The sequence below is a fragment of the Alloprevotella rava genome, from assembly GCF_014195585.1.
Classification (GTDB): domain Bacteria; phylum Bacteroidota; class Bacteroidia; order Bacteroidales; family Bacteroidaceae; genus Alloprevotella; species Alloprevotella rava.
The window spans coordinates 372,704-394,550 of the sequence record NZ_JACICA010000002.1; the positions used below are offsets into that span (position 1 = coordinate 372,704).

Sequence of the window (21,847 nt, forward strand, 5' to 3'; positions counted from 1 at the left end):
TGCAGTAACGCATTAAATTGGGAGAATCATATACATCTTCTAATGACCTGTTTTGATTCTCCTGTTTCTTTTTTCTATTTGCGGACAGGTCGTATATAATATCCCACAAAGCGCTCACAAGGAAATACACGATAACCGTCTTTACTAAAATATAATGCGAATGCCTCCAAGTTGTTTCTCTTGCTAAGTGAAGATGTCCAATACGCGCCAGATTCAAATACATCACAATGGTCTATCTCCAAGTGATAACCGGCAGCAGGCAAGAATATAGATTTTCCATTCTTTTTACTGACAACTTTGTATCCTGCTGTACCTTTCAGTATGGTCCATGTCCATTTACATTTATCAACCAATTCTTGAAATTCTGCTTGTGTTGGCATACGCCAAGGAGAACCGAGTCGGACTGTGGCAACATCATCCTTTGCTTCAAGTGTAGTTTTATTATCGGAAAATCCTTTCTGTCCTTTAGTAGGTGAATAGCCCATATCAGGATCAGTACAGTACTTGGTTATCCATGTTTTTGAAACAGTGTGCGGATAAAAAGTCCAGTCAAATTCAGGGGTTTCTGACCATGTACTTCCCCATGACACAAAAGAGCCAAAGTACTGAGGAGCACTGGTACCAAGATTACATGTAGCCCACTTTACACTAAGTCCCAAATCAACATAGGAGGAAGTATTCTCTGTTGCTTTCTCCGCCGTTGGACCTTTGGCTTTGGTGTTTTTCCCAGCTTGTTGATGCGTCGTTGTTTTGGCTTTTCTGATCGGTTTTTGCTGGATGCTTCCATTTCCTCCGAACATAGGCAGAGACCATAATAACATAGCTGACAACAGCAATTTAATGTGACATTTCATAAGCATAATTTTTGTAGTAAACGAGTTTGAATATTTCAAAAATCCTAATGCAATAAAAGGTTACACAGGATATAGCCATACAGGGAATTCACTTATTTTCATGCTGCTAAACGAAAGTCTTTGAAATGTTTTGATGGCGCGATAAAGGTAACGATAAAAATGAAAGAGAATTATCTTTGATAGGTTTTTTATCATTCACATTAGGTTCTCGGGGAGAGCTGGAAAATTGCTTGATAAAGATAGTTGTAGGTATCTTTAGGAACGCATGGCATGATTAACATTCTTAGTGTCGCCCGATAAAGTCCACGATGGTTTCCACAACGGGGGTGGCGATGAGTTGCCGGGCGGCGTAGTCATCGGGGCGGGACATGTTCGGACTTTCCGCCATCAGATGGTTCAGCGTAGGCATCCAGCGAAAGTCCACGTTGGGCCTCTTCTCCAGTGCCTGCTGCCATAGTTGGAAGTCGGTTTGGCGCACCTGATAGTCGTGCCCACCTTGTATGAAAAGCATCGGCACTGTGAGCTGCTGCGCCGTTCGGAGTGGGCGGTATTTGCGGTCGAATTTCAGATACTCCTTAGGGAGCGGTGCGAGGGCGGCTCGGTATGCGCTGTCGATTTCAGTAGGCGCGATATGGTTGAGGCGTCCCAGATAGTTTATTTGTTCTTTCATCACCTCGGCGAGAGGGCGCGCTGGAGCGGCCAGAGCTATCATGCCCGCCAAAGGCGTTGTGGCACGTTGCGCTATGCGCGGCAGCAGCATTCCGCTGAGCGAATGCCCCACCACAAAGATGCGCCGTGCGTCCACTTCGGGCAAAGCGCCGACCTGCTGGAGTGCCGCGAGCGCATCGTCCACAATTTCTTTGTCGTAGTCCATGCCGCCACTGATTTCTATGCACGCCGATCCATACACAAGGGTGCGCTTGTCGTAGCGGATAGAGGCGATGCCGTGGAGCGCCAACGAATCGGCCAAATCGCGCAACAAAGCGTTCGGCCCGATAGTCTCGTTGCGGTCGCAAGGGCCGCTGCCCGCCAGCAACACGGCCAGCGCCACTGGTTTCTTTCTTTCGGTGGGTAGCGTGAGCGTTCCCGGTAAGAATATCTTACCATTCTCAATCTGCACCTCACGGTTCTCCGTGCCCCCTACCGCCACAGTCTGCGGCGGCGTGGTAGGTCGGAAAAAGAGTCCGCAGAGCTGTCCCTCGCCATTCCAAGAGAGGAGCGCCATGAGCGACGTCTGCGAAAAATCCAGTCGTATCCCATCGACTTCTATTCCTCCTTCAACCACCGTCCGTTCCCATTCGCCACGACCGTTCTCCGTGCCCGCCTGCTGCACAAGCTGTGCGTAGATTTCTCCTAACTGTTGCGCGGAGAGCGCCGCTTTCATCTCGGCGTTGCAGAGCGCATATACGGAATCGCCCTTTTGTTGTTGCAACCAGTCCAACACGCGCTGCGACCGCCCGAAGTCTTGTGCCACAGCCGCCGATAGGCAGAGCAGTAGTCCGAATAAGATAGAGATGCGATGTTTCATGTCCTTTCTTTTTTTGTAGGCAGTTATTGTCCGCCTACTTTGCAAAAATAGGGATTTTTCTTCAGAAAAAGGCGGGAGAAGAGGGGAGTCCCTCCATCTCTCCCATAAGAGGGAGTGCTCAGCTGCTGCTGGAGGCTGGAGCAGCTTTGTTGAATCTCGGACAAGTCGGACCAGTCCGACCCGTCCGACAAGCACCCCTCTCAACAGAATCTCCGATTTGTCCGACCCGTCCGACTTGTCCGAGAACACCAAAAACTTCCCTAAAAATTGACAAGATGCCTTTCTCTGAAAATTTGAGAAAGGCTCTCCTTTTTGCTTTCTGCCAAAATTTTCGCGGCATTTTTGTTTTCGCGGACGGGAAAAATCGAGCGAAATCTTGAAAAAGCGGGAGTTTTCGTGAGCTTTTTTGATTTTTTTGGCCGTTCTTGCTGAAAACTCTCCTTATCCTGTTCGTCGGTTTCCTTATTGTGTCGGCTGGTTTCCTTATTCTGTTGGCGGACGCAATAAGGAAGTCAGCCAGCAGCCTTATTGTATCGGCGCGCAGGAGGGTGGGGCTGTTCGCTCTCTCCCTTTCGTGCGCGGATTTGTGGCTTTCGTGGGAGGGGAAAAGTGGGAATTTCGTTGATGTTTTAAGCCCACGAAAGGGCACGAAAGAGGCGAAGGAGCACGAATCAGTATTGCTTCTCGGACCAGTCGGACTAGTCCGATCCGTCCGAGAGCTCTCGCAGCAGTCTTAGCAAACAAAGGCTGGTGCGCGATTGTCCCTATTGAAAAAATCTTAAATTTGCAGCAGTTTAGCAATATCGCAGTAGAAATACGGCTTATGAAGTACAACAAAGACCTTGATTTTTTTAGGGCTATCTTAATAGGATTGGTCATTCTGATACATATCGTCAATTTTGGCAATATCTACCCCGACATTAAGAACGCAATTCTCGCGTTTTTTATGCCCGCCTTTTTGGTGATAACTGGCTACTTGGTAAACATCGAAAAGACGCTCCGGCAGTTTGCCTTATATCTTTGGAGGATATGGTTGCCCTATATGGTGCTCGTCTTGGGCTTTGCAGGGCTTTCGCTGTATCTGCCCGTCCGCGATGGTATCACGTCGTTCGATGTGCCCACGGTGCTCAATGTGCTCTTTGTGAAGTCGATTGGCCCCTACTGGTTTCTGCACGTCATGATGGTGTGCGGCATTCTCTATTATGCAGCTTTCCGCGTCTTGCCCAAACTCGATATCACGGCCAAATATTCCCTCTTTGCCGCCCTCCTCATCGGCGTGTCACTCTTCACGCCTTTGCTGGACATTCATGCCGCGTTCTATTATTTCTTAGGCGTGGGCGTGCGGCAATATATAGGCGATTTCTCGCGCATCTATAAGGCGAGTTTGTGGCCCATACTTCCTTTCGGTCTGCTCATCGTTCAGCGCGAGTATTGGGGCTGGGGAACAATCGCCATGCTCGTTTGCGTGGTGTCGTTTCTTTGTTTTGCTGCTTATTTCAGTAGGCTCACAACAGGGCGGACAAAGCAGGTCATCGACTACATTGGGCGAAATACTTTCCCGATCTATATCTTCCATCCCATATTTACGATGCTCTCGAAATTCTACCTGCCTCTCTTCGGCTTCGACCCTACAGGACTGCTCCACGCCTTTGTGACCGTTGGCGTGGGTCTCGGAGGAACTCTTGCGCTCGCCCTCTTGCTCGACCGCACGCGCTTGTCCTATCTTTTTGGCCGTAAGAGAATTTTGCGATAACAAGGCAGCTGGGAAAGGATAGAAAGAATGTGCTGATAGGAAAAACAAACAAAATGCGGCTTCTCTCAAAGGCTTGCTTTGTGAGCTACATAGAAAAGCGTAATTTTGTCGGAAATAGTTATAAATAGAAATGTCAAGTCTGAAAGAGAAAACCGCAAACGGACTGCTATGGGGCGGTATCGCCAGCGGTTTGCAGCAGTTGCTGAACCTCGTGTTCGGTATCTTTTTGGGACGTTTGCTCACCGATGCCGACTACGGTATGGTGGGGTATCTCACCGTCTTTACTCTCATTGCCGGTTCGCTGCAAGAGGGCGGATTTATCTCGGCACTCAATAAGCGGAAAAACGTGACCCGCGCGGATTATAATAGTGTGTTTTGGTTTAACACGCTGATGAGTCTTTCGCTCTATACGCTCCTTTTTTTCTGCGCCCCGCTGATAGCCGATTTTTTCCATGAGCCGGATTTAACTCCCTTAGCTCGCTACGTCTTTGCGGGCTTTGTCATCTCGAGTCTGAATATTGTGCCGCGCGCTTATCTCTTCCGCGAACTCAAAGTGAAGCAGAACACGATCATCAGCTTCGTTGCGCTCCTCACTTCGGGCATTGTGGGCGTGACTATGGCGTGGCAAGGTTTTGCTTATTGGGGCATCGCCACGCAATCCATTGTTTACGCCGTCTGCACAACCCTCGGAACGTATTGGGTCACCCGCTGGTGGCCCAGCATCCATTTCTCGTTCCGCCCCGTCAGGGAGATGTTGGGCTATTCCGGCCGCCTGATCATCACTAATGTCTTTGTGATTCTCAACCAGCAGCTGTTTTCTATCTTGCTCGGTAAGCTCTTCAATCGTCGCGAACTGGGCAAATTCACGCAGGCTAATAAATGGAATACAATGGGGCATAGTCTCATTTCGCAGATGCTTTACAGCGTGACGCAGCCCCTTTTTGCCAAGGTGGACGACCGCGAGCAGCAACGCGCTGCTCTGCAAAAGATGGTGCGTCTGACCGCATGCCTCACTTTCCCCGCCATGTTCGGTTTGAGCGTCATTGCACACGAGTTCATCATCATCACCATCACGGAGAAATGGCTCGCTTCGGCTGCCATGCTGCAACTCCTTTGTATTTGGGGCGCTTTCGTTCCGATGCAAACGCTTTTCCAGAACTTCCTGCTGGCGCGTGGGCGTTCGGGGATTTATATGTGGGGAACAATCGGGCTGGCCATACTCGTGTTTGGTGCTGCATTACTGGTGAGCCCCTACGGATTAGAGTGGATGTTGCGCGTCTTTGTGGCGGTCAACATTCTCTGGCTCTTGTTCTGGCACCACTTTGTTCGCCGCCTGACGGGCTATGGGTTGTTGGCATTTCTGAAGGACATGGCGCCCTATCTGGGGCTTTCCGTTGTGCTTTGCATAGGGGCGTATTTCCTCTTCTCTGGCGTGACCCACCTTTGGCTGAGCCTGTTGGGCAAAGTCCTATTCGTAGGCACAACCTATTGCCTCACGCTGTGGATGAGTGGCTCTGCCATATTCCGCGAAAGCCTGCTTTTCCTCTTTCAGAAAGGAAAAGCGTCCTAAAGTTTTGATAGAGTTTTTTAGAGCCTTATTCGAAAGAAGAGAATAAGGCTTATTTCTTGCGATATTTCCCCCACAGTTTTTCGCCACTCTGCCAGACTGCCACGCGCAATTGGTCGAGCAGCGTACAAGCCAAATAAACGGCACAGAGCATCAAGGCAACGCCTAAGAAGTTGAGACCAAACGGCAAGGAGGTATCTATGTCCTTGACCCACTGAGCATAGAGCGGACGGACAAGTGTGTTCTGATGTACGAGATAGACCGTGAAAGCGCCCGCCGCCAGCCAGTTGATGGGGCGCGAAAGGCTTGAACGCAGTTGTAGGCGGTCGAAGAGAATCAGCAGAACAATTGCTTCTAAAACGTTGATAGGGAAAGAATAGGTGAGAAAGAATGTCTTTGCGATTTGATAGAAGATAAGTGGTAACCAGCTCGCAGAAGCAAACGTGAAGAAAGCTGGGAGCAATAGGCACGCGGCATACACGATTAACAAGGTGCGTGTGCGCAAGGCTTTATAATCAACATGGAGGCGAATATAACGAGCCAGAACGTAGAGCCCCATAAAGAAAATGGCAGAATAACCCCACCGAAAATCATCGGAGAAGTGTGCAGCCAAGTCGAGCGTTGCGAAAGTGAAAAACGCAATTAAGAAACCCTTCAACTGTTGCTTTCCTGCCGTCTCCACAAAGGCATTGAGGGCGGGCGCAAACAGATAGAGGAGCAGATACGACCATACAAACCAATAGGAGATAAAGCTTTTTGCAATAGCTATCAGTCCGCCCGTGGGCATACCCTTGAGTAGCAAAACCGTCCCCGAAGAAAGCAGGGCGATGAAGAACACCTGGAAAAGCAATTTTACGGCTTCTTTTAGCGAGGTGCGTATGCCAAACCATCCCGAAATAAGGACGAATACATTCACACCTATGATGGCCCAATGTTCCACCAAGATGCGCACGCCCCAAACCTCCGGAAGCGTCAGAATGTCCCGCCGCTGCGGCCATCCGAAGCAGAAATAATCGGCATGAAGGGTGAGAATCATAAACATCGCCATGAAGCGGAGCAGCTCCATATTGGCCAAACGCGGTTTCTTCTGTATCGTCATGAATTTGTCTTTTTTTAAAATCGTTGGAGTACTTTTCTGGCAAAAATAAACAAAAAAGCCCAAAAGTCAGTATATTTGCCTTGAAGCGCCTGCGGCACTTCGGCGAGAGGAGAAAGCTGAGTCGGACTGGTCGGACGAGTCAGACTGGTCTGAGAATAAGCTATCTCTCCCTCCTCTCAAAGCCACTTCCGCCGCCAAGGCTAAAACTAAACATCATGCTAACAACGCTCAATATTCGCTGTAAGAATACCGGCAAGTTGCACAAAGTGCCGGCTGGCTACAATCTGGAACAAGTCTATGAGATGCTGGAACTGCATCTGCCCTACGGATGTACTTCCGCAAAAGTCAATAACAAAGTGGAAGGGCTTCATTATACCCTCTTCAACGATAAAGACATCGAGTTTCTCGATATTACTTCCGCTTCGGGAATGCGCACCTATACGCGCTCACTCTTCTTTGTGCTCTACAAAGCAGTAGTGGAACTCTATCCCGAAGCCCGCCTGCGCGTCAGCACCCCTGTCAGCAATGGCTACTACTGCCGTTTAGACGGCATCAGCTCTGGAGTGACGGACGAGGTGGTGGATGCGCTGCGCAGTAAGATGCAGGAGATCATCGCTGCCGACCTGCCGTACCACCGCATCACCTGCCCAACGGAGGATGCTGTACGACTCTTCCGCGAAAACGGACAAGAAAGCAAAGCCGAACTCTTGGAAAGCTACGGATCGCTCTATACCAATTATTACACGCTGGGAGAAACGCCCGACTATTTCTACGGTTCGCTACTGATACGTACTGGACAAATCACGCTTTTCGACGTGATACCCTACTACGACGGTATTCTGCTGCGCCTCCCCGACCCCGAACATCCGCAGCAACTAAAGCCGATGATCGACCAGCACAAGATGTTCTCCGTTTTCCAAGAACAACACAACTGGCAGCATATCTTAGGCGTCTCCACCATTGGCGAACTCAACAAAGCCAATGAGGAAGGGCGCACCAACGAACTGGTGAACGTGAGCGAAGCCCTGCAAGAGAAGAAAATCTCCCGCATGGCGGATCGCATCGCTGAGAACCCCAACATCAGAGTAATCCTCATTGCCGGCCCTTCAAGTTCGGGAAAGACTACCTTCTCCAAACGCCTCGCCGTGCAGCTCATAGCGAGCGGCAAGAAGCCCGTCGCCATCAGTTTGGACGACTATTTCGTGCATCGCCACGACACGCCGCGCACGCCGGAGGGCGAACTGGACTACGAGAATATCAACGCGCTCAACATCCCCTTACTCAACAGTCAGATCAAGGCGCTCATCGCGGGAGAGGAGGTGGAACTGCCGCGCTACAACTTCCAAACGGGAATGAGCGAGAAGAGCGGGAAACGACTAAAGCTAAATCCGGATACGCTCATCATCTTTGAAGGCATCCACGCCCTTAATCCCACGCTCACTTCCGACATCCCCGACGAGAACAAATTTAAGATCTACGCCTCGGCGCTTACGACAATCTTGCTCGACGACCACAACTACATCCCCACAACAGACAACCGTTTGCTCCGCCGCATTGTGCGCGATTATAAGTACCGCGGCTATTCGGCCGAAGACACTATCAAGCGTTGGCCGATGGTGCGTGAGGGCGAGGGAAAATGGATTTTCCCGTATCAGGAAGAGGCCGATGAAATGATGAATACGGCGCTGCTGTTCGAATTCTCCGCACTGCGCCAACAAGCGCTCCCACTGCTCGAGCAAGTGCCCGAAAGTGCGCCCGAATACTCCGAAGCCTACCGCTTGCGAAAGTTCTTGAGCTATCTGAAACCCATATCCACCAAGGGACTACCTCCCACATCGCTCCTCCGCGAATTCTTGGGCGGCAGCACATTTAAGTACTAACAGCCCACAGATTTATTCTGCTCTCCCATGCACAGGCTTTGTCCGCTCGATTTCATAGAAAAACGGCCGACTGCTCCCGCTGCGCAGAGCTTCTCCCAAAGCGAGAGACGAACACAATACTTGTTCCTCTCGCTTCTTTTCTCTAACTTCGCTCGAAAATGAAGGAAGATGGATTTCAAACAGACTTTCGATTATTTCGCAGGAAAGAAAATCCTGTATGTTCACGGCTTCGGCTCGAGCGGTGCTACACATACTGCCGCACTGCTGCAGCAGAAACTTCCAGACGCTAAAGTGCTGCATCCCGACATCCCGCTGATGCCCGCCGAGCAACTGCCTTTTCTCAAGGCCCTTTGTGAGGCGGAACAGCCCGATTTGATTATCGGAACATCCATGGGCGGAATGCTTGTGGAGAAGCTGCGCGGCTTCGACCGCATCTGTGTCAATCCGGCACTGCATATGGGACAAACGATGGGGACGAGCATAAAATTCGGTGAATATCCCATTGCTACGCCCCGCGAAGATGGAGTGACGAAAATAAACGTTACGAAAGCCCTCGCAAAGGAGTTTGATGAGGTTTGCGCTCTCAACTTCGAGGGACTGGACAGCGAAGATGCCGCTCGCGTGGTGGGACTCTTCGGAACGCGCGACCCTTTTGTGAATTGTTTCGCCGAATTTAGTGAACACTATCCCTCTTCGGCCTATTTCGAGGGGGAGCACCGCCTCACGGACGAGGTTCTGCTCCATTCCGTCATGCCGATTGTTCGCCGCTTCTGGGAACATCAGGCCGCATTGGACTCTCCCGCCGTTTTCATTGATTATGCCACCCTCCGCGACGATTATGGGAAGCAACGCTCCTCGGCACGCTTGGCTTTCGAGACCTTGAGTCAGCGATACAATGTTTATTGTGTGGCACCGCAGGATGCACAGCCCCAGCAGTGGTTGCAGGAAAACATTGGCGTTCCGGCGTGGAATCATCTCTTTCTTACCAACCACCGCGAACGCCTTTATGGCGACTATCTCATCACCTTGGACGCGCGCGATGAGGATACTTTCCTCGGTACAACGCTCCTCTTTGGCAGCCCACAGTTTAAGACTTGGGACGCTCTTCTCGAATATTTTGACCAATTGGGAGGACAATAACTCAAATCTCTCCTTTCTGTTGCCAGTCAGCCTCGTCTGCCTGGTCAGCCCGAACCTCTCACCCCAAAACAAATGCGCAATATAGCAATCATCTTAGCCGGCGGCAGCGGAAAACGCTTCGGCGCCGATATGCCAAAGCAGTTCTTGCTGATGGCGGGAAAAAGAATCATCGAACATTCCATTGAGGCTTTCGAACGCAATGCCCATATCGATGAAATTTGCGTGGTATCGAATCCCGATTTTCTGGAAGAAACCCAGAAGATAGTGGCTCAGGCCCACTACCAGAAGGTGCGCCATGTGATTGCGGGTGGGCAAGAACGCTCCGATTCCACTGTCAACGCCCTTCGCCTCTATAAGGCTGAAACGGCCAACCTCATCTTCCACGATGCTGTGCGCCCACTCGTCAGTCAGCGCATCATCGACGATGTTTGCCGTGCGCTGAAAACGCAGCGTGCCGTCAATGTCACCATTCCGTCGGCCGATACGCTCATCGTGCGGCAAGGCGACTATGTCAAACAAGTGCCCGACCGCCGATGGATAGAACGGGTGCAAACGCCGCAGGGATTCCATGTGGGCACGATTGTGAAGGCTTACGCTGAGGCTCTCAAAGACCCCGCCTTCAAGGCAACAGATGATTGCGGCGTCGTGACAAAGTATCTGCCCGATGTGCCCGTATTCCTCGTGGCGGGAGAAGAACGAAATCAGAAACTCACCTATCGGGAGGACTTGCCAGTGCTGGAGAACTTATACAACCGCAGTCTCTGCCAATCGGCTGAAACCGCACCCTCTTCCGCTGCTCCTTCCGCTGTCTCCGCGCCCGATTCCTATCTCCGTGAATACCGCCAGCGCGAGTTGCGCCCATTGCAACTGAAGATGCTGGAGATGCTCACCACCATCACCGACATTCTCGAACGCAACAATATCCCTTATTGGCTCGAGGGCGGAACCCTACTGGGAGCCATGCGCCATGGAGGTTTCATTCCCTGGGATGATGATGTCGACATCGACATTCTGGCTGCCGACACGGAGCGCATGAAGGAAGCGTTGCGCCGCGAGTTGCCCCCAACGATGATCTTACCCGACCCGCCGGCAAAGACTCCTATCTATAAGGTGCGCGACTTGAACAGTTTCTTTGTTGAGTTTGCGGACGATTTCCGACAGGACTACGCCAAGGGCGTTTATGTAGATATTTTCCCGAAGGTGGAATGTCCCTCTTTTCCGCGCGGTTTCACCAAACGCATTGCTAAGGGCTATTGTCGTTCCAATTCGATACTCCACAAGCAGCACTACTACAGTTGGCGCTCCGTTGCTGAACTGTTCTATTTCGGCATAAAGCGCGCACTCTGTGGGGCTATCTGGCACACGGCTTCCCTCTTCTTCCCGAAAGGCAAGTATGTATCGATGATGCTGAAAAATAATGGTTGCGGACTGATGCACCGCAAGGACAAACTCTTCCCCCTGAAAAAGGTGAGATTTGAAGACCGCGAATTTTTTGCCCCTGCCGACCCCGATTTCTTCCTCCGAGAATGCTTCGGAAATTGGCGAGAGCTGCCGCCCGAAAACCAGCGACAAGTGCATTCTATCTACTACGATGTGGAGTTGCTCTAAGTGCAGCTCCTCCGCACATCCCTCTCACTGCTGCTTAGATCCTCCCATCCAGCAACAGCAAAAAGCTCCTGACTCTTCAGAAGCTTTATTTTTTGCCGTAGCCTATTCACGAAGAATACCGCGAAAAGGATGAAGCGCCCTTAAAGACTTTCTTTTTCTGAAGTTGTAGTGAAGTTTTTCGTCTTGATAATAATTTTGGAACCAATGTTTTATGTTCACAAAGAAGTTTCTAAATCTTTTCCCAAATATTTTTGGAGGACATACATCTAATGATATAGTTTCGCGCAAACATCCTTATTGCGTCAGCCCATCCCCTCATTGCGTTCGAGAATACAATAAGGCTATCAGTTGGTAGCCTTATTGCGTCAACCCACGCGCTTATTGCGTTCGGGAAAGCAATAAGGCTATTCGTCCACGCCCTTATTGCGTCAGCTCATCCCCTTATTGCGTTTGAGAATACAATAAGGCTATCCGTCAGCAGCCTTATTGCCTCAGCTCACGCGCTTATTGTGTTCGGAAATCCAATAAGGTTATCAGCTCCCCCCTTATTGCGTCCACTCGCGCTGCGATGTAGCGTGTTCACCCACTGTCCCCGGCGGGGACACACCATGCGTAACCGCGGGTGATGCCCAAAGGGCGAACCCGTGGGAAAGGGATGCACAAACTTCCGACGCAGGAAGCGTCGCACAGCACCCACTTCCCCCTCCCAAGAGTTTATTTTTTCGTCGTCACATCGTCACGTTGTCACACTTTGAGCATAACCGCCTGATAATGTATTCATTGCAGGCGTGACGACGCGTGACAACGGTGTGACAACAAAGGGCAATCGTTGTCACGCGTATAAGCTCCTTTCTATCAGCTTCTTCCCTTCCTCCGTGACAACGTGACAACAAAAATCGAGTTTTTCTATAGGAGGAGAGAGGGAGAATACTCCCTCAACGCTTTCAGTGCGACACCTCCGGTGTCGAAAGTTTGTGTTGCTATCTGTCCACTTCTCCACGGGTTCGCCCTCACGATTGTTCGGGCATCACTCGCGGTTAAACATAGTGCGTCTCCGCCGGAGGCGTAGGTTACTTTATATAGATGTGGTTTAGGAGGTAGTGTAGAATCATTAAAAATAGCCTAAATAGTGTTGATTCATCACTCTGGTATTTCTTTTTTCTTTTTAGAAAAGTCTTAAAATCTTGTGTAAATCATTGACTTTATCCTTATCTTTGTCCAATAGAGTCTTATCTGCCTCTTAATCAGCCGAAATACTCATATCTAAAATATCTATTATGAAAAAGTCTTTACTTTCTGTCTTTTTTCTATTGCTGTCCACAATCGTGTCGGCACAGACCATTACGCTTAAGAGCTCTATGCCTAAGGATGAAGCACTACGCCTTTCGATAGCTGCTCGCGGAGGTAGCGTGAAGATTGGAACAGGTGACGGCACAACAAGTGTCTATTCGGTTTCGGAAAATCTCGAAACGCCTACATTCCTGCCGCTGAAAGCTACAGCCAACAAACCTACCATTACGATTGAAGGCGATGTTTTAGGACTCGAATGCTCCTCGCTTAAACTCTCTTCTATCGACTGTTCTCAAGCGGCATCGCTGACGGTGCTAAAATGTGATATCAACGAACTTTCTTCGCTTGATGTATCGAAGAACACAAAGTTGAAGCGTCTCTATTGTAACGACAACGAGCTTGCGGCGCTCAACTACGGTGGTGGAGCTGAACTCCTTCTGCTCTATTGCCAGGAGAACCAGTTGTCTTCGCTTGATCTTTCGCAGGCAACTCATCTCACAGAACTGGCCTGCTATCGCAATCAATTGAAGAGCATAGATGTCTCCCATTGTCCTAATCTGAAAGTACTGAATTGCAGTCGCAACAAGATTACAAAGCTCAATGTGAGCAAACTGTCGCAGCTCAAGATGCTTTATTGCGAACAGTGCAAACTGGACGAACTTGACGTGACAAACAATCCCCTTCTTACTCATCTATATTGTGGTGATAACAAGCTTAAAGTGCTTGATGTGAGTAAACAGACGGCACTGGAAGAACTCAACTGCAAGCTCAATGAGCTCAGCACGCTCGATCTCTCTCAAAATACGGCACTCGAGGAGCTTTACTGCTTCAGCAATCAGCTCAAGGAACTGAGTGTAGCCCATTTGGAAAACCTCATGACGCTGAGCTGTGGCGACAATCAGTTGCAGACACTCGACCTCTCTCATAACTCTGCACTCAAAGAAGCAAGTTTGAGCTATAACAAACTTACAGCCTTGACCATCGCTGGTAATGCTTCCCTCCACTCATTAGCCTGCGATCACAATCAAATCAGCGAACTCTCAGCAACGGGTTGCAGTGGATTGCGTGCGCTCCTCATGGACCACAACAATCTTAGCGGCGATGCCTCGCTGCGTCTGATCCAGAGTTTGCCAGAAGTGGATGAGGGTTATTTGATGCTGTTCAATCATGCGGAAGATTCTACCCCCGATATGAACTGTATAACAGACGAGGGGCTTCGACAAGCTACGGCGAAGAAGTGGTACGTTTTGAACGGTGAGGAACTTGTTAAGACGGGTATAGGCAATATTCAATTTTCTAAAGAAACGAATCGGCCTGTTATTGCTTTCGATGGTCGTTCCGTGAGCTTTACGGGAGGGAGTACCAGCTGGAGGCTCTATGCTACCAATGGTATGTTATTGCAGGAGGGCTTCGGCACAAGCGTACGTTTCCCCTCTCTCCCCAAAGGCGTATATATATTGAGCTACGGCCAGTTCTCCAAGAAATTCATAATGAAATAGGAGAGAAGAGATACACAGCAAGATGCTTGGTGCAGCTTGTAAGTCGTGTAGGTCTATTCCTTATAAATCTAAAGTTTTCCCTAACAGGCACCCGAGAGGGTACTGTTAGGGTTTTTCGTTGTCTTGGGTGGAATTGTGCGATCAGACGGCTCAGAAAAAAGTAGTATCTTTGCAGCCATGAAGCATTTATATATAGAAACTTACGGCTGCCAAATGAATGTGGCCGACTCAGAAGTGGTGGCTTCCGTCATGAAGATGGCGGGGTACGAACCCACTGAAAATATAGATGAGGCTGACGCTGTCTTCCTCAACACTTGCTCAGTGCGCGACAAAGCTGAGCAACGCATCATTCATCGCCTCGACGAACTCAACGGCTTGCGGAAACATGGGCGCCAGCTTATTATCGGTGTGCTGGGATGTATGGCGGAGCGCGTGAAGGAGGGACTTCTCAATGAGCATCATGCAGACCTCGTGGCGGGACCTGATGCCTATCTGACGCTGCCCGACTTGGTGGCGCAGGCAGAAACGGGACATAAGGTGATGAATACGGAACTCTCGCTCACGGAGACCTACCGCGACATTGTTCCCGAGCGCGTTTGCGGCAGTCAGTTGAGTGGTTTTGTGAGTATTACCCGCGGATGTAACAATTTCTGCCACTATTGCATCGTGCCCTATACTCGTGGGCGTGAACGTAGCAGGGATTTGGAGAGTATTCTCCAAGAAGTGAACGACCTCCATGCTCGCGGTTTCAAAGAGGTTACGCTGCTCGGTCAGAATGTCAATAGCTATAAATGGGTGAGTGCCGACGGAGAGCAAACGCTCGGTTTTCCCGAATTGCTCCGTGCCGTAGCGCGTGCTGTTCCCAGTATGCGCGTGCGATTCACCACTTCTCACCCGAAGGATATGAGCGACGATACGCTCCGCGTCATTGCTGAAGAGCCCAACGTTTGCCGCCACATCCACCTTCCCGTGCAGAGCGGTTCGGACGTGATACTGAAACGTATGAACCGAAAGTACACCCGCGAATGGTATTTAGATCGCGTAGCTGCCATTCGCCGAATTGTCCCCAACTGCGGTTTAAGCACGGATATCTTTGCGGGCTATTGTGGAGAAACAGAGGAGGATCACCAGCAGAGCCTTTCGCTGATGCGCGAGTGCGGTTATGACAGTGCATTCATGTTCAAATATAGCGAGCGCCCTGGGACTTACGCCTCTAAACACTTGCCCGACGACATTCCGGAAGAAACGAAAATCCGCCGCCTCAACGAACTCATTGCACTCCAGAACGAACTGAGTGCCGAGAGCAATAAGCGCGATGAGGGACGCGAATTCGAAATCCTTGTGGAGGGTGTGAGCAAGCGCAGTCGCGACCAACTTTTCGGGCGAACGGAGCAAAACAAAGTGGTCATCATCGACCGCGGCACACACCACATTGGCGACTTTGTGCGCGTTCGCATAACGGAAAGTAGCAGTGCCACGCTGAAAGGTATTGCGATATAAAAAGTCATTTCGACCCAATCATTATTATCTATGATCGTAATAGTGATTGGGTCGAAATATAAAATAGAAGAAGCTATTTCTGCAAGATGTACGATAAAAGAGGAAATTAGAAAGGCGAAAAAATATGAACAAAAAGCAATCCATACAGCTGTTTGAAGAAAAAAAAGTACGTACTTTTTGGGACGAAAAACAGGAGAAGTGGTACTTTTCCATTGTGGATGCTATTGCTATATTGACGGATAGCATAAATCCTACTGCTTATTGGAGAAAACTGAAACAGCGTCTAAAACAAGAAGGGAATGAAACCGTGACAAATTGTCACGGTTTGAAAATGCGTGCCGCAGATGGTAAAATGCGGCTAACAGATGTGGCTGATACAGAACAACTTTTCAGGCTGATACAGTCAATACCTTCCCAAAAGGCGGAACCATTTAAGTTGTGGATTGCACAAGTGGCACGTGAGCGTTTGGATCAGATGCAAGATCCAGAGTTATCGATAGATCAAGCGATGAGTGATTATAAACGTTTGGGGTATTCCGATAATTGGATCAATCAACGTTTGAAGAGTATCGAAATACGAAAAGAACTTACTGATGAATGGAAGAAACGTGGACTACAAGAGGGAGTGCAATTTGCATCTTTAACAGATATTATTTACCAAACATGGGCAGGTAAAACAGCTAAGGAGTATAAAAGATTTAAAGGGCTAACGAAGCAAAACTTGCGCGATAATATGACTAACACAGAGTTGGTACTTAATATGTTAGCAGAGTTGTCGACAAAACGTATTTCGGAAACAACTAATCCAGAAACGATGAATGAGCACAGTCATGTAGCTCGTCAAGGAGGAGAAATTGCACGTAATGCACGTCTTGAATTAGAAGCAAAAACTGGTGAAAACGTAATATCTCCTTTGAATGCAAAACACGGACTTTTGTTGAATGAAAAGAATGCTCAAAAAGATTAAGGATTTAGTCCTATATGATTTTCTGAAAATCATATAAATATACACATTCTTTTGCCGGTTTCCTTACATATTTATATTTTTGCATCAATTTCCCTTTAGTGGGTTCTTATGTAGATTCGTTTAGACGAAAAATACAAACTATGAGCAAAAGAAAAAAGCATATTGGCGGCCGCTTTGCAACGGTGACGTCCTGCATCAGTACAACGATGGTGCTCATCTTGATGGGTATCGTGGTTTTCTTCGTTCTCTTCGCTAATAATTTCAGCCGTGATGTTCGCGAAACAATGCCTGTGGCCGTAGTGGTCAATAACGATTTGTCGCAACAGGAACTGTACCTTCTTCAGCGATATTTGCGCGAACAGCCCTACACGCTGCGCACCAGCTACGTATCTAAAGAGAAAGGAACGAAGCAAGTGTCGGAAGTGATGGAAGATTCGCCCGAGGCTTTTTTAGATTATAATCCGATTCCAGCCGAGTTTGATGTGTATTTGAAAGCAGAATACGCCAACTTGGACAGCCTAAAACGTTTTGTGCCCATCTTGAAGCAACGCGCTGGCGTGGCCGATGTGGTGTATCCCATCGAGGAGATGCGCAGTCTTGACAAGACGATTCCAACGGTGAGCCTTGTTTTGCTCGTGCTGGCCGTACTCTTAGCGTTTGTTTCCTTTGCGCTTATCAACAACACGATACGCATGAGCATCTATGCCCGCCGCTTCACCATTCACACGATGAAGCTTGTGGGAGCTCGCTGGAGTTTCATCCGCCGTCCCTTTATGTGGAAAGCCTTTGCGATAGGTCTGATTTCATCCCTTATTGCCAGTGGGCTTATCGGCGTGGGCATATATCTGCTGTGGATGCAGGATCTCTACATTGGTAGTCTGATTACGCCAATCATTGTAGGCTCTACGATAGGCACTATCTTTGTGAGCGGCTTGGTAATGACCTTGGCGTGTGCCTACATTTGCGTGAATCGCTATCTGCGTATGAGTGAAGGGCAAATGTATCTCAAATAAATTTTCGGAAAAATCAAAAAAACATATTTCCAACAATGGAAAAGAAACACGTATTTGCGTTTGATCGCACCAATTTCATTCTGTTAGCCATCGGTATGGCTATCGTTATCTTGGGCATGATACTCATGTCTGGAAAAGGCTCTGATGCCACACATTTCAATCCCGATATTTTCAGCGCAATGCGCATCAAGGTAGCTCCCGTTGTTTGCCTCTTCGGCTATCTCTTTATGATTGTGGGCATCATCCGCCGTCCACGCGACAAGGAGGATAATGCTACTTCAGTGGAGAAGTAAACACGTTAGGAGCTATCATTATGTTCGACATATCTCTACTTACAGCTTCGGCCGATATGAATTGGTTCGAAGCTATTGTGCTTAGTATTGTTGAGGGTTTGACGGAGTTTTTGCCCGTTTCCTCAACAGGCCACATGATTATCACGGAGGGGCTCTTACATATGGAGAGCACACCGTTTGTTAAAGCCTTTACCGTTATTATTCAGTTTGGCGCAATCTTGAGCGTCGTATGCCTCTATTGGCGCCGCTTCTTCAACCCGCCCGTTGAAGCAGGGAAAAACACCTCTTGGTGGGGGAGAATCTGGCCGTTCTATTTGAAACTCATCGTGGGCGTACTTCCCGCAGTTGTCGTGGGGCTCAAATTGGGCGATTTCATCGATGAAAATCTCGGTAGTGTAAATACCGTTGCGGCGATGCTCATCATTGGCGGTGTGTTTATGCTTTATTGCGACAAACTTTTCAATAAAGGTAGCGAACAAACGCCGCTCACCTATAAGCGCGCCTTGATGGTGGGTCTCTATCAGTGTATCGCCGCGTTGCTACCTGGCACCTCTCGTTCGATGGCGACCATCGTGGGCGGTATGCAACAGAAGTTGACGCGCAAAGCAGCCGCCGAATTTTCGTTCTTCCTCGCCGTTCCAACGATGTTTGGAGCAACGTGTAAGAAAGTTTACGACCTCCTGAAAGACGGAACTGGCGATGCTCTCCTGCAGGGTAATCATCTCACGCTCTTGCTGACGGGTAATATCATCGCCTTCCTTGTTGCTATTCTGGCCATTAAGTTCTTCCTCAACTATGTGACGAAGTACGGTTTCAAAGCCTTCGGTTGGTATCGCATCATTGTGGGATTGCTTATCTTCGGAATGGCTCTCTGCGGCTATCCGCTTACGATGGCCGATTAGAGAATAGCCTCTTCGGAGCATTTCTCAAAAGTATATTAGCACATTATTATTCCTTATTATATTTCTGCCTTGAACTTCTTCGACGGAAAAATTTTAGCTTTCGACAAGCCTTACAGAGCCACCTCTTTCAGTGAGGTGGGGCATCTTCGCTGGTTGCTGACTAAGCGCATGACAGGACATAAAATCCGCGTGGGTCATGCTGGTACGCTCGATCCCTTAGCCACTGGTACACTCATTATTTGTACCGGTAGAGCCACGCGAATCATCGAGTCGTTGCAAACTCATACCAAAGAATACATTGCTGAGGTGCGTTTGGGGGAAACAACGGCCAGCTACGATCTGGAACATCCCGTGGATCAGACCTATCCCACAGAACACATCACCGAAGCTATGGTGCGCGAAGTGCTGCATAGTCTCGAGGGCGATATTATGCAAATTCCCCCCGCTTATTCTGCTTGTAAAATCAATGGAGATCGTGCCTATCAACTGGCACGTAATGGCGAGGAAGTGCCTCTGAAAGCCAAGTCCGTCCGTGTGGAAGAAATAGAGCTTTTAGAAATGCGCCTGCCCGATTATCTGAAAATCCGCGTTGTTTGTGGGAAAGGCACTTACATCCGTTCTATCGGTCGCGACATCGGCGAGCGTCTCGGTAGCGGTGCACACCTGCTCTCGCTGCGCCGTACTCGTGTGGGCGACATCCGCGTGGAAGATTGCTGGAAGATGGAAGACTTCGAGCGTTGGTTGGAGAGTCAGACTCTCGAAACCGAGCCGCCATCAGGCCCAATACCTTCCGAATTTCCTTTCCTTACGCCCGCCAATTGTCTGGGCGAGGAACCCCTCACCACTTTAGGTTAAAAACACACTCACAATAATAGAAATAAAACTCCTGTCCGTAACCATGAAGAAGCGAGCAGGAGAAAAACATAAACAGAAAAGATATGAAACTCTCTCAATTCAAGTTCGACCTCCCTCAAGAGCAGATAGCTCCGGATCCGAACCCTCATCGCGACGATTGCCGTATGATGGTGCTCCACCGCCAAACGGGAGAAATTGAACACAAGCAGTTCGGCGACATTTTGAGCTACTTTCAGCCCCACGACCTTTTTGTTTTCAACGACACAAAGGTGTTTCCCGCCCGCCTCTATGGACGTAAGGAAAAAACAGGAGCTCGCATCGAAGTGTTTCTGCTTCGCGAATTGAACCATGAGCAACACTTCTGGGACGTACTTGTAGATCCAGCGCGCAAAATCCGTATCGGCAACAAACTCTATTTTGGCGAAGCTGAGGACATCGTGGCCGAAGTTATCGACAACACTACCAGCCGCGGCCGTACGCTTCGTTTCCTCTACGAGGGGGAACACGAAGATTTCAAGCGTTCCCTCTACGCTCTCGGCGAAGCTCCCATTCCTCGTTTCACTGGGCACGTTAGCACCCCCGAGAATCGAGAGTCGGACATCGAAAACTTCCAGTGCATCTTTGCTCGTCATGAGGGCGCGGTGACTGCACCTACTGCCGGTATGCACTTCTCCAAAATTCTGATGAAGAAGATGGAGATACAAGATATCAACACGGCTTACCTTACGCTCCATTGCGGACTTGGCAATTTCCGTTCCACAGACGTTGAAGATTTGACCAAACACAAGATGGAAAGCGAAGAGATGATAGTGGGCGCGGAATGCTGCGCCGCTGTCAATAAAGCAAAGGAAGAGGGACGCCATATTTTGGCTGTCGGAACAACGGTACAACGCGCTTTGGAAGTATGTGTGGGGCCAGACCGCCGCATCCGCGAGTTTGAGGGACATACCAATAAGTTTATCTTCCCACCTTATGACTTCCTTGTTGCCGACTCTATGGTTGTCAATTTCCATTTGCCCGAATCCACAATGGTCATGCTGACTACGGCGTTCGGCGGCTACGAACAAACGATGGCAGCCTATGAGGAAGCCATCAAAGAAGGCTACATGTTTGGTCCTTTCGGCGATGCAATGCTGATTGTAGACTAAAAGCAGAGCACCGCGTAAGACATCCACGAGGCTATGAGTACTGTCTATATAGGTCTGGGTTCTAATCTCGGCAACCGTCGGGAGAACTTGGAGCGCGCTGTGACACTCTTAGAGCAACGGGTGGGCACATTGCTACGCCTTTCTGCTTTCTGGGAAACTGCTCCTGTAGGCTTTGAATCAGAACATCCGTTTCTCAACGCTGCAGCTGCGTTCTGCACCTCGCTCTCTCCCGCCGAGTTATTGCCACTTACGCAACAAATTGAGCGCGAGATGGGACGAACGCAGAAAAGCCTCAAAGGTGTGTATCACGACCGTATTATTGACATCGATCTTCTTTGTTCTGATGGCGAATCCGTGCATACGGCGGAGCTGCAACTCCCTCATCCTCATCTCTCCGAGCGGCGTTTTGTTTTAGAACCTTTGGCTGAAATCGCTCCCGAACTTTGGATTGATGGAAAGGGGTATGTGTCGGACTTGCTCGATAAGCTGAATGGTCACAACATCCGTCCACTCACGCCTGCCGATACTCCTCTCTTCGAACAGTTCAATGCCTTGTTTCCCCAACTATCGAAACAAGTGCGCCCCCTCACTGCCGAAGAAATCATAGCTCTTTTGCAACGTCCCGACACATGGGTTTATGTAGCCTTTACTCCCGAGGGGCGGCTTGTTGGAACTATCACGCTCTGCTTAGCCGCATCCCCCACAGGCACAAAAGGCTGGGCGGAGGATTTGGTAGTAGACACCTCCGTGCGCGGAGCTGGCTTTGGCAAAGCTCTCATCCTGCGCTCTGCTCGCGAAGCCTTTCGTCATGGCGCGGACTCGGTCAATTTCACCTCGCGTCCTTCGCGCACTGCGGCAAATAATCTCTACGTTAGTTTGGGTTTCGAACAGCGCGAAACAAATGTGTATCGTTGCAAGCAATATGATAGTCTGAAGCTGCACTAAATCCCT

General features: G+C 49.3%; 17 protein-coding genes and 1 pseudogene. 15 read left to right on the forward strand and 3 right to left on the reverse strand.

Annotated features, from left to right (window positions below; translation table 11 throughout):
* Nucleotides 1–74 precede the first annotated feature (74 nt).
* Together FHS60_RS03430 and FHS60_RS03435 are read right to left on the reverse strand one after the other, a co-directional pair.
* Nucleotides 75–854, reverse strand: coding sequence for an Lcl C-terminal domain-containing protein (locus FHS60_RS03430; RefSeq protein WP_183695027.1), 780 nt, complete (start codon nt 852–854; stop codon nt 75–77).
* A 283-nt stretch (nt 855–1,137) separates the two neighbouring features.
* Entirely contained in the window at nt 1,138–2,382 is a 1,245-nt protein-coding gene (locus FHS60_RS03435) for an alpha/beta hydrolase (protein ID WP_183695030.1), read from the reverse strand.
* Nucleotides 2,383–3,205: 823 nt separating this feature from the next.
* Here FHS60_RS03435 and FHS60_RS03440 point away from each other — a divergent pair.
* Both FHS60_RS03440 and FHS60_RS03445 read left to right on the forward strand, forming a co-directional pair.
* Nucleotides 3,206–4,135 (forward strand): acyltransferase family protein, encoded by a 930-nt coding sequence (locus tag FHS60_RS03440; RefSeq protein ID WP_183695033.1) that lies wholly within the window; start codon nt 3,206–3,208, stop codon nt 4,133–4,135.
* A 124-nt stretch (nt 4,136–4,259) separates the two neighbouring features.
* On the forward strand, nt 4,260–5,705 hold the full coding sequence (locus FHS60_RS03445) for an oligosaccharide flippase family protein (RefSeq protein ID WP_183695152.1): 1,446 nt from the start codon (nt 4,260–4,262) through the stop codon (nt 5,703–5,705).
* 49 nt (nt 5,706–5,754) lie between these two features.
* Here FHS60_RS03445 and FHS60_RS03450 read toward each other — a convergent pair whose 3' ends face one another.
* Nucleotides 5,755–6,801 carry an acyltransferase gene (locus FHS60_RS03450; protein ID WP_183695036.1) on the reverse strand — a complete coding sequence of 349 codons (1,047 nt, stop codon included), beginning with the start codon at nt 6,799–6,801 and terminating at the stop codon, nt 5,755–5,757.
* 215 nt (nt 6,802–7,016) lie between these two features.
* On the opposite strand from FHS60_RS03450, the gene FHS60_RS03455 reads away from it, so the two are divergent.
* The 13 genes and pseudogenes from FHS60_RS03455 to FHS60_RS10315 all read left to right on the forward strand — a co-directional run bounded on the left by FHS60_RS03455 (nt 7,017) and on the right by FHS60_RS10315 (nt 21,841).
* On the forward strand, nt 7,017–8,681 hold the full coding sequence (locus FHS60_RS03455; RefSeq protein WP_183695039.1) for a nucleoside kinase: 1,665 nt from the start codon (nt 7,017–7,019) through the stop codon (nt 8,679–8,681).
* A 168-nt stretch (nt 8,682–8,849) separates the two neighbouring features.
* Complete coding sequence (locus FHS60_RS03460; protein WP_183695042.1) at nt 8,850–9,821, forward strand: YqiA/YcfP family alpha/beta fold hydrolase; 972 nt, start codon at nt 8,850–8,852, stop codon at nt 9,819–9,821.
* A 72-nt stretch (nt 9,822–9,893) separates the two neighbouring features.
* Nucleotides 9,894–11,429 carry a 2-C-methyl-D-erythritol 4-phosphate cytidylyltransferase gene (ispD, locus tag FHS60_RS03465; protein ID WP_183695045.1) on the forward strand — a complete coding sequence of 512 codons (1,536 nt, stop codon included), beginning with the start codon at nt 9,894–9,896 and terminating at the stop codon, nt 11,427–11,429.
* 1,277 nt (nt 11,430–12,706) lie between these two features.
* A complete protein-coding gene (locus FHS60_RS03470; protein WP_244957415.1) occupies nt 12,707–14,218 on the forward strand; it encodes a leucine-rich repeat domain-containing protein in 1,512 nt (503 codons plus the stop codon).
* 177 nt (nt 14,219–14,395) lie between these two features.
* On the forward strand, nt 14,396–15,718 hold the full coding sequence (miaB, locus tag FHS60_RS03475) for a tRNA (N6-isopentenyl adenosine(37)-C2)-methylthiotransferase MiaB (RefSeq protein WP_183695048.1): 1,323 nt from the start codon (nt 14,396–14,398) through the stop codon (nt 15,716–15,718).
* Nucleotides 15,719–15,842: 124 nt separating this feature from the next.
* Complete coding sequence (locus FHS60_RS03480; RefSeq protein WP_183695051.1) at nt 15,843–16,685, forward strand: BRO-N domain-containing protein; 843 nt, start codon at nt 15,843–15,845, stop codon at nt 16,683–16,685.
* A gap of 140 nt (nt 16,686–16,825) precedes the next feature.
* A complete protein-coding gene (locus FHS60_RS03485; RefSeq protein WP_183695054.1) occupies nt 16,826–17,698 on the forward strand; it encodes a cell division protein FtsX in 873 nt (290 codons plus the stop codon).
* Nucleotides 17,699–17,733: 35 nt separating this feature from the next.
* Nucleotides 17,734–17,991: a DUF3098 domain-containing protein gene (locus FHS60_RS03490; protein ID WP_183695057.1), complete on the forward strand. Its 258-nt coding sequence runs from the start codon at nt 17,734–17,736 to the stop codon at nt 17,989–17,991.
* 20 nt (nt 17,992–18,011) lie between these two features.
* Nucleotides 18,012–18,893 carry an undecaprenyl-diphosphate phosphatase gene (locus tag FHS60_RS03495; RefSeq protein ID WP_420837964.1) on the forward strand — a complete coding sequence of 294 codons (882 nt, stop codon included), beginning with the start codon at nt 18,012–18,014 and terminating at the stop codon, nt 18,891–18,893.
* Nucleotides 18,894–18,962: 69 nt separating this feature from the next.
* Nucleotides 18,963–19,748, forward strand: a complete 786-nt coding sequence (gene truB, locus FHS60_RS03500; RefSeq protein WP_183695060.1) for a tRNA pseudouridine(55) synthase TruB — start codon at nt 18,963–18,965, stop codon at nt 19,746–19,748.
* Between the two features lie 83 nt (nt 19,749–19,831).
* Nucleotides 19,832–20,896, forward strand: coding sequence for a tRNA preQ1(34) S-adenosylmethionine ribosyltransferase-isomerase QueA (gene queA, locus FHS60_RS03505; RefSeq protein ID WP_183695063.1), 1,065 nt, complete (start codon nt 19,832–19,834; stop codon nt 20,894–20,896).
* 33 nt (nt 20,897–20,929) lie between these two features.
* A pseudogene (gene folK, locus FHS60_RS10310) lies at nt 20,930–21,340 on the forward strand (2-amino-4-hydroxy-6-hydroxymethyldihydropteridine diphosphokinase); the annotation flags it as partial.
* A 132-nt stretch (nt 21,341–21,472) separates the two neighbouring features.
* Nucleotides 21,473–21,841 (forward strand): GNAT family N-acetyltransferase, encoded by a 369-nt coding sequence (locus FHS60_RS10315; protein WP_311489539.1) that lies wholly within the window; start codon nt 21,473–21,475, stop codon nt 21,839–21,841.
* The last annotated feature ends 6 nt before the right edge of the window (nt 21,842–21,847 follow it).

Excerpts from the sequence above, each read along its gene's own strand:
- FHS60_RS03430 (WP_183695027.1), bottom strand. The coding sequence starts at position 854 with ATGAAATGTCACATTAAATTGCTGTTGTCAGCTATGTTATTATGGTCT.
- FHS60_RS03435 (WP_183695030.1), bottom strand. The coding sequence starts at position 2,382 with ATGAAACATCGCATCTCTATCTTATTCGGACTACTGCTCTGCCTATCG.
- FHS60_RS03440 (WP_183695033.1), top strand. The coding sequence starts at position 3,206 with ATGAAGTACAACAAAGACCTTGATTTTTTTAGGGCTATCTTAATAGGA.
- FHS60_RS03450 (WP_183695036.1), bottom strand. The coding sequence starts at position 6,801 with ATGACGATACAGAAGAAACCGCGTTTGGCCAATATGGAGCTGCTCCGC.
- FHS60_RS03455 (WP_183695039.1), top strand. The coding sequence starts at position 7,017 with ATGCTAACAACGCTCAATATTCGCTGTAAGAATACCGGCAAGTTGCAC.
- FHS60_RS03460 (WP_183695042.1), top strand. The coding sequence starts at position 8,850 with ATGGATTTCAAACAGACTTTCGATTATTTCGCAGGAAAGAAAATCCTG.
- ispD (WP_183695045.1), top strand. The coding sequence starts at position 9,894 with ATGCGCAATATAGCAATCATCTTAGCCGGCGGCAGCGGAAAACGCTTC.
- FHS60_RS03470 (WP_244957415.1), top strand. The coding sequence starts at position 12,707 with ATGAAAAAGTCTTTACTTTCTGTCTTTTTTCTATTGCTGTCCACAATC.
- miaB (WP_183695048.1), top strand. The coding sequence starts at position 14,396 with ATGAAGCATTTATATATAGAAACTTACGGCTGCCAAATGAATGTGGCC.
- FHS60_RS03480 (WP_183695051.1), top strand. The coding sequence starts at position 15,843 with ATGAACAAAAAGCAATCCATACAGCTGTTTGAAGAAAAAAAAGTACGT.
- FHS60_RS03485 (WP_183695054.1), top strand. The coding sequence starts at position 16,826 with ATGAGCAAAAGAAAAAAGCATATTGGCGGCCGCTTTGCAACGGTGACG.
- FHS60_RS03490 (WP_183695057.1), top strand. The coding sequence starts at position 17,734 with ATGGAAAAGAAACACGTATTTGCGTTTGATCGCACCAATTTCATTCTG.
- FHS60_RS03495 (WP_420837964.1), top strand. The coding sequence starts at position 18,012 with ATGTTCGACATATCTCTACTTACAGCTTCGGCCGATATGAATTGGTTC.
- queA (WP_183695063.1), top strand. The coding sequence starts at position 19,832 with ATGAAACTCTCTCAATTCAAGTTCGACCTCCCTCAAGAGCAGATAGCT.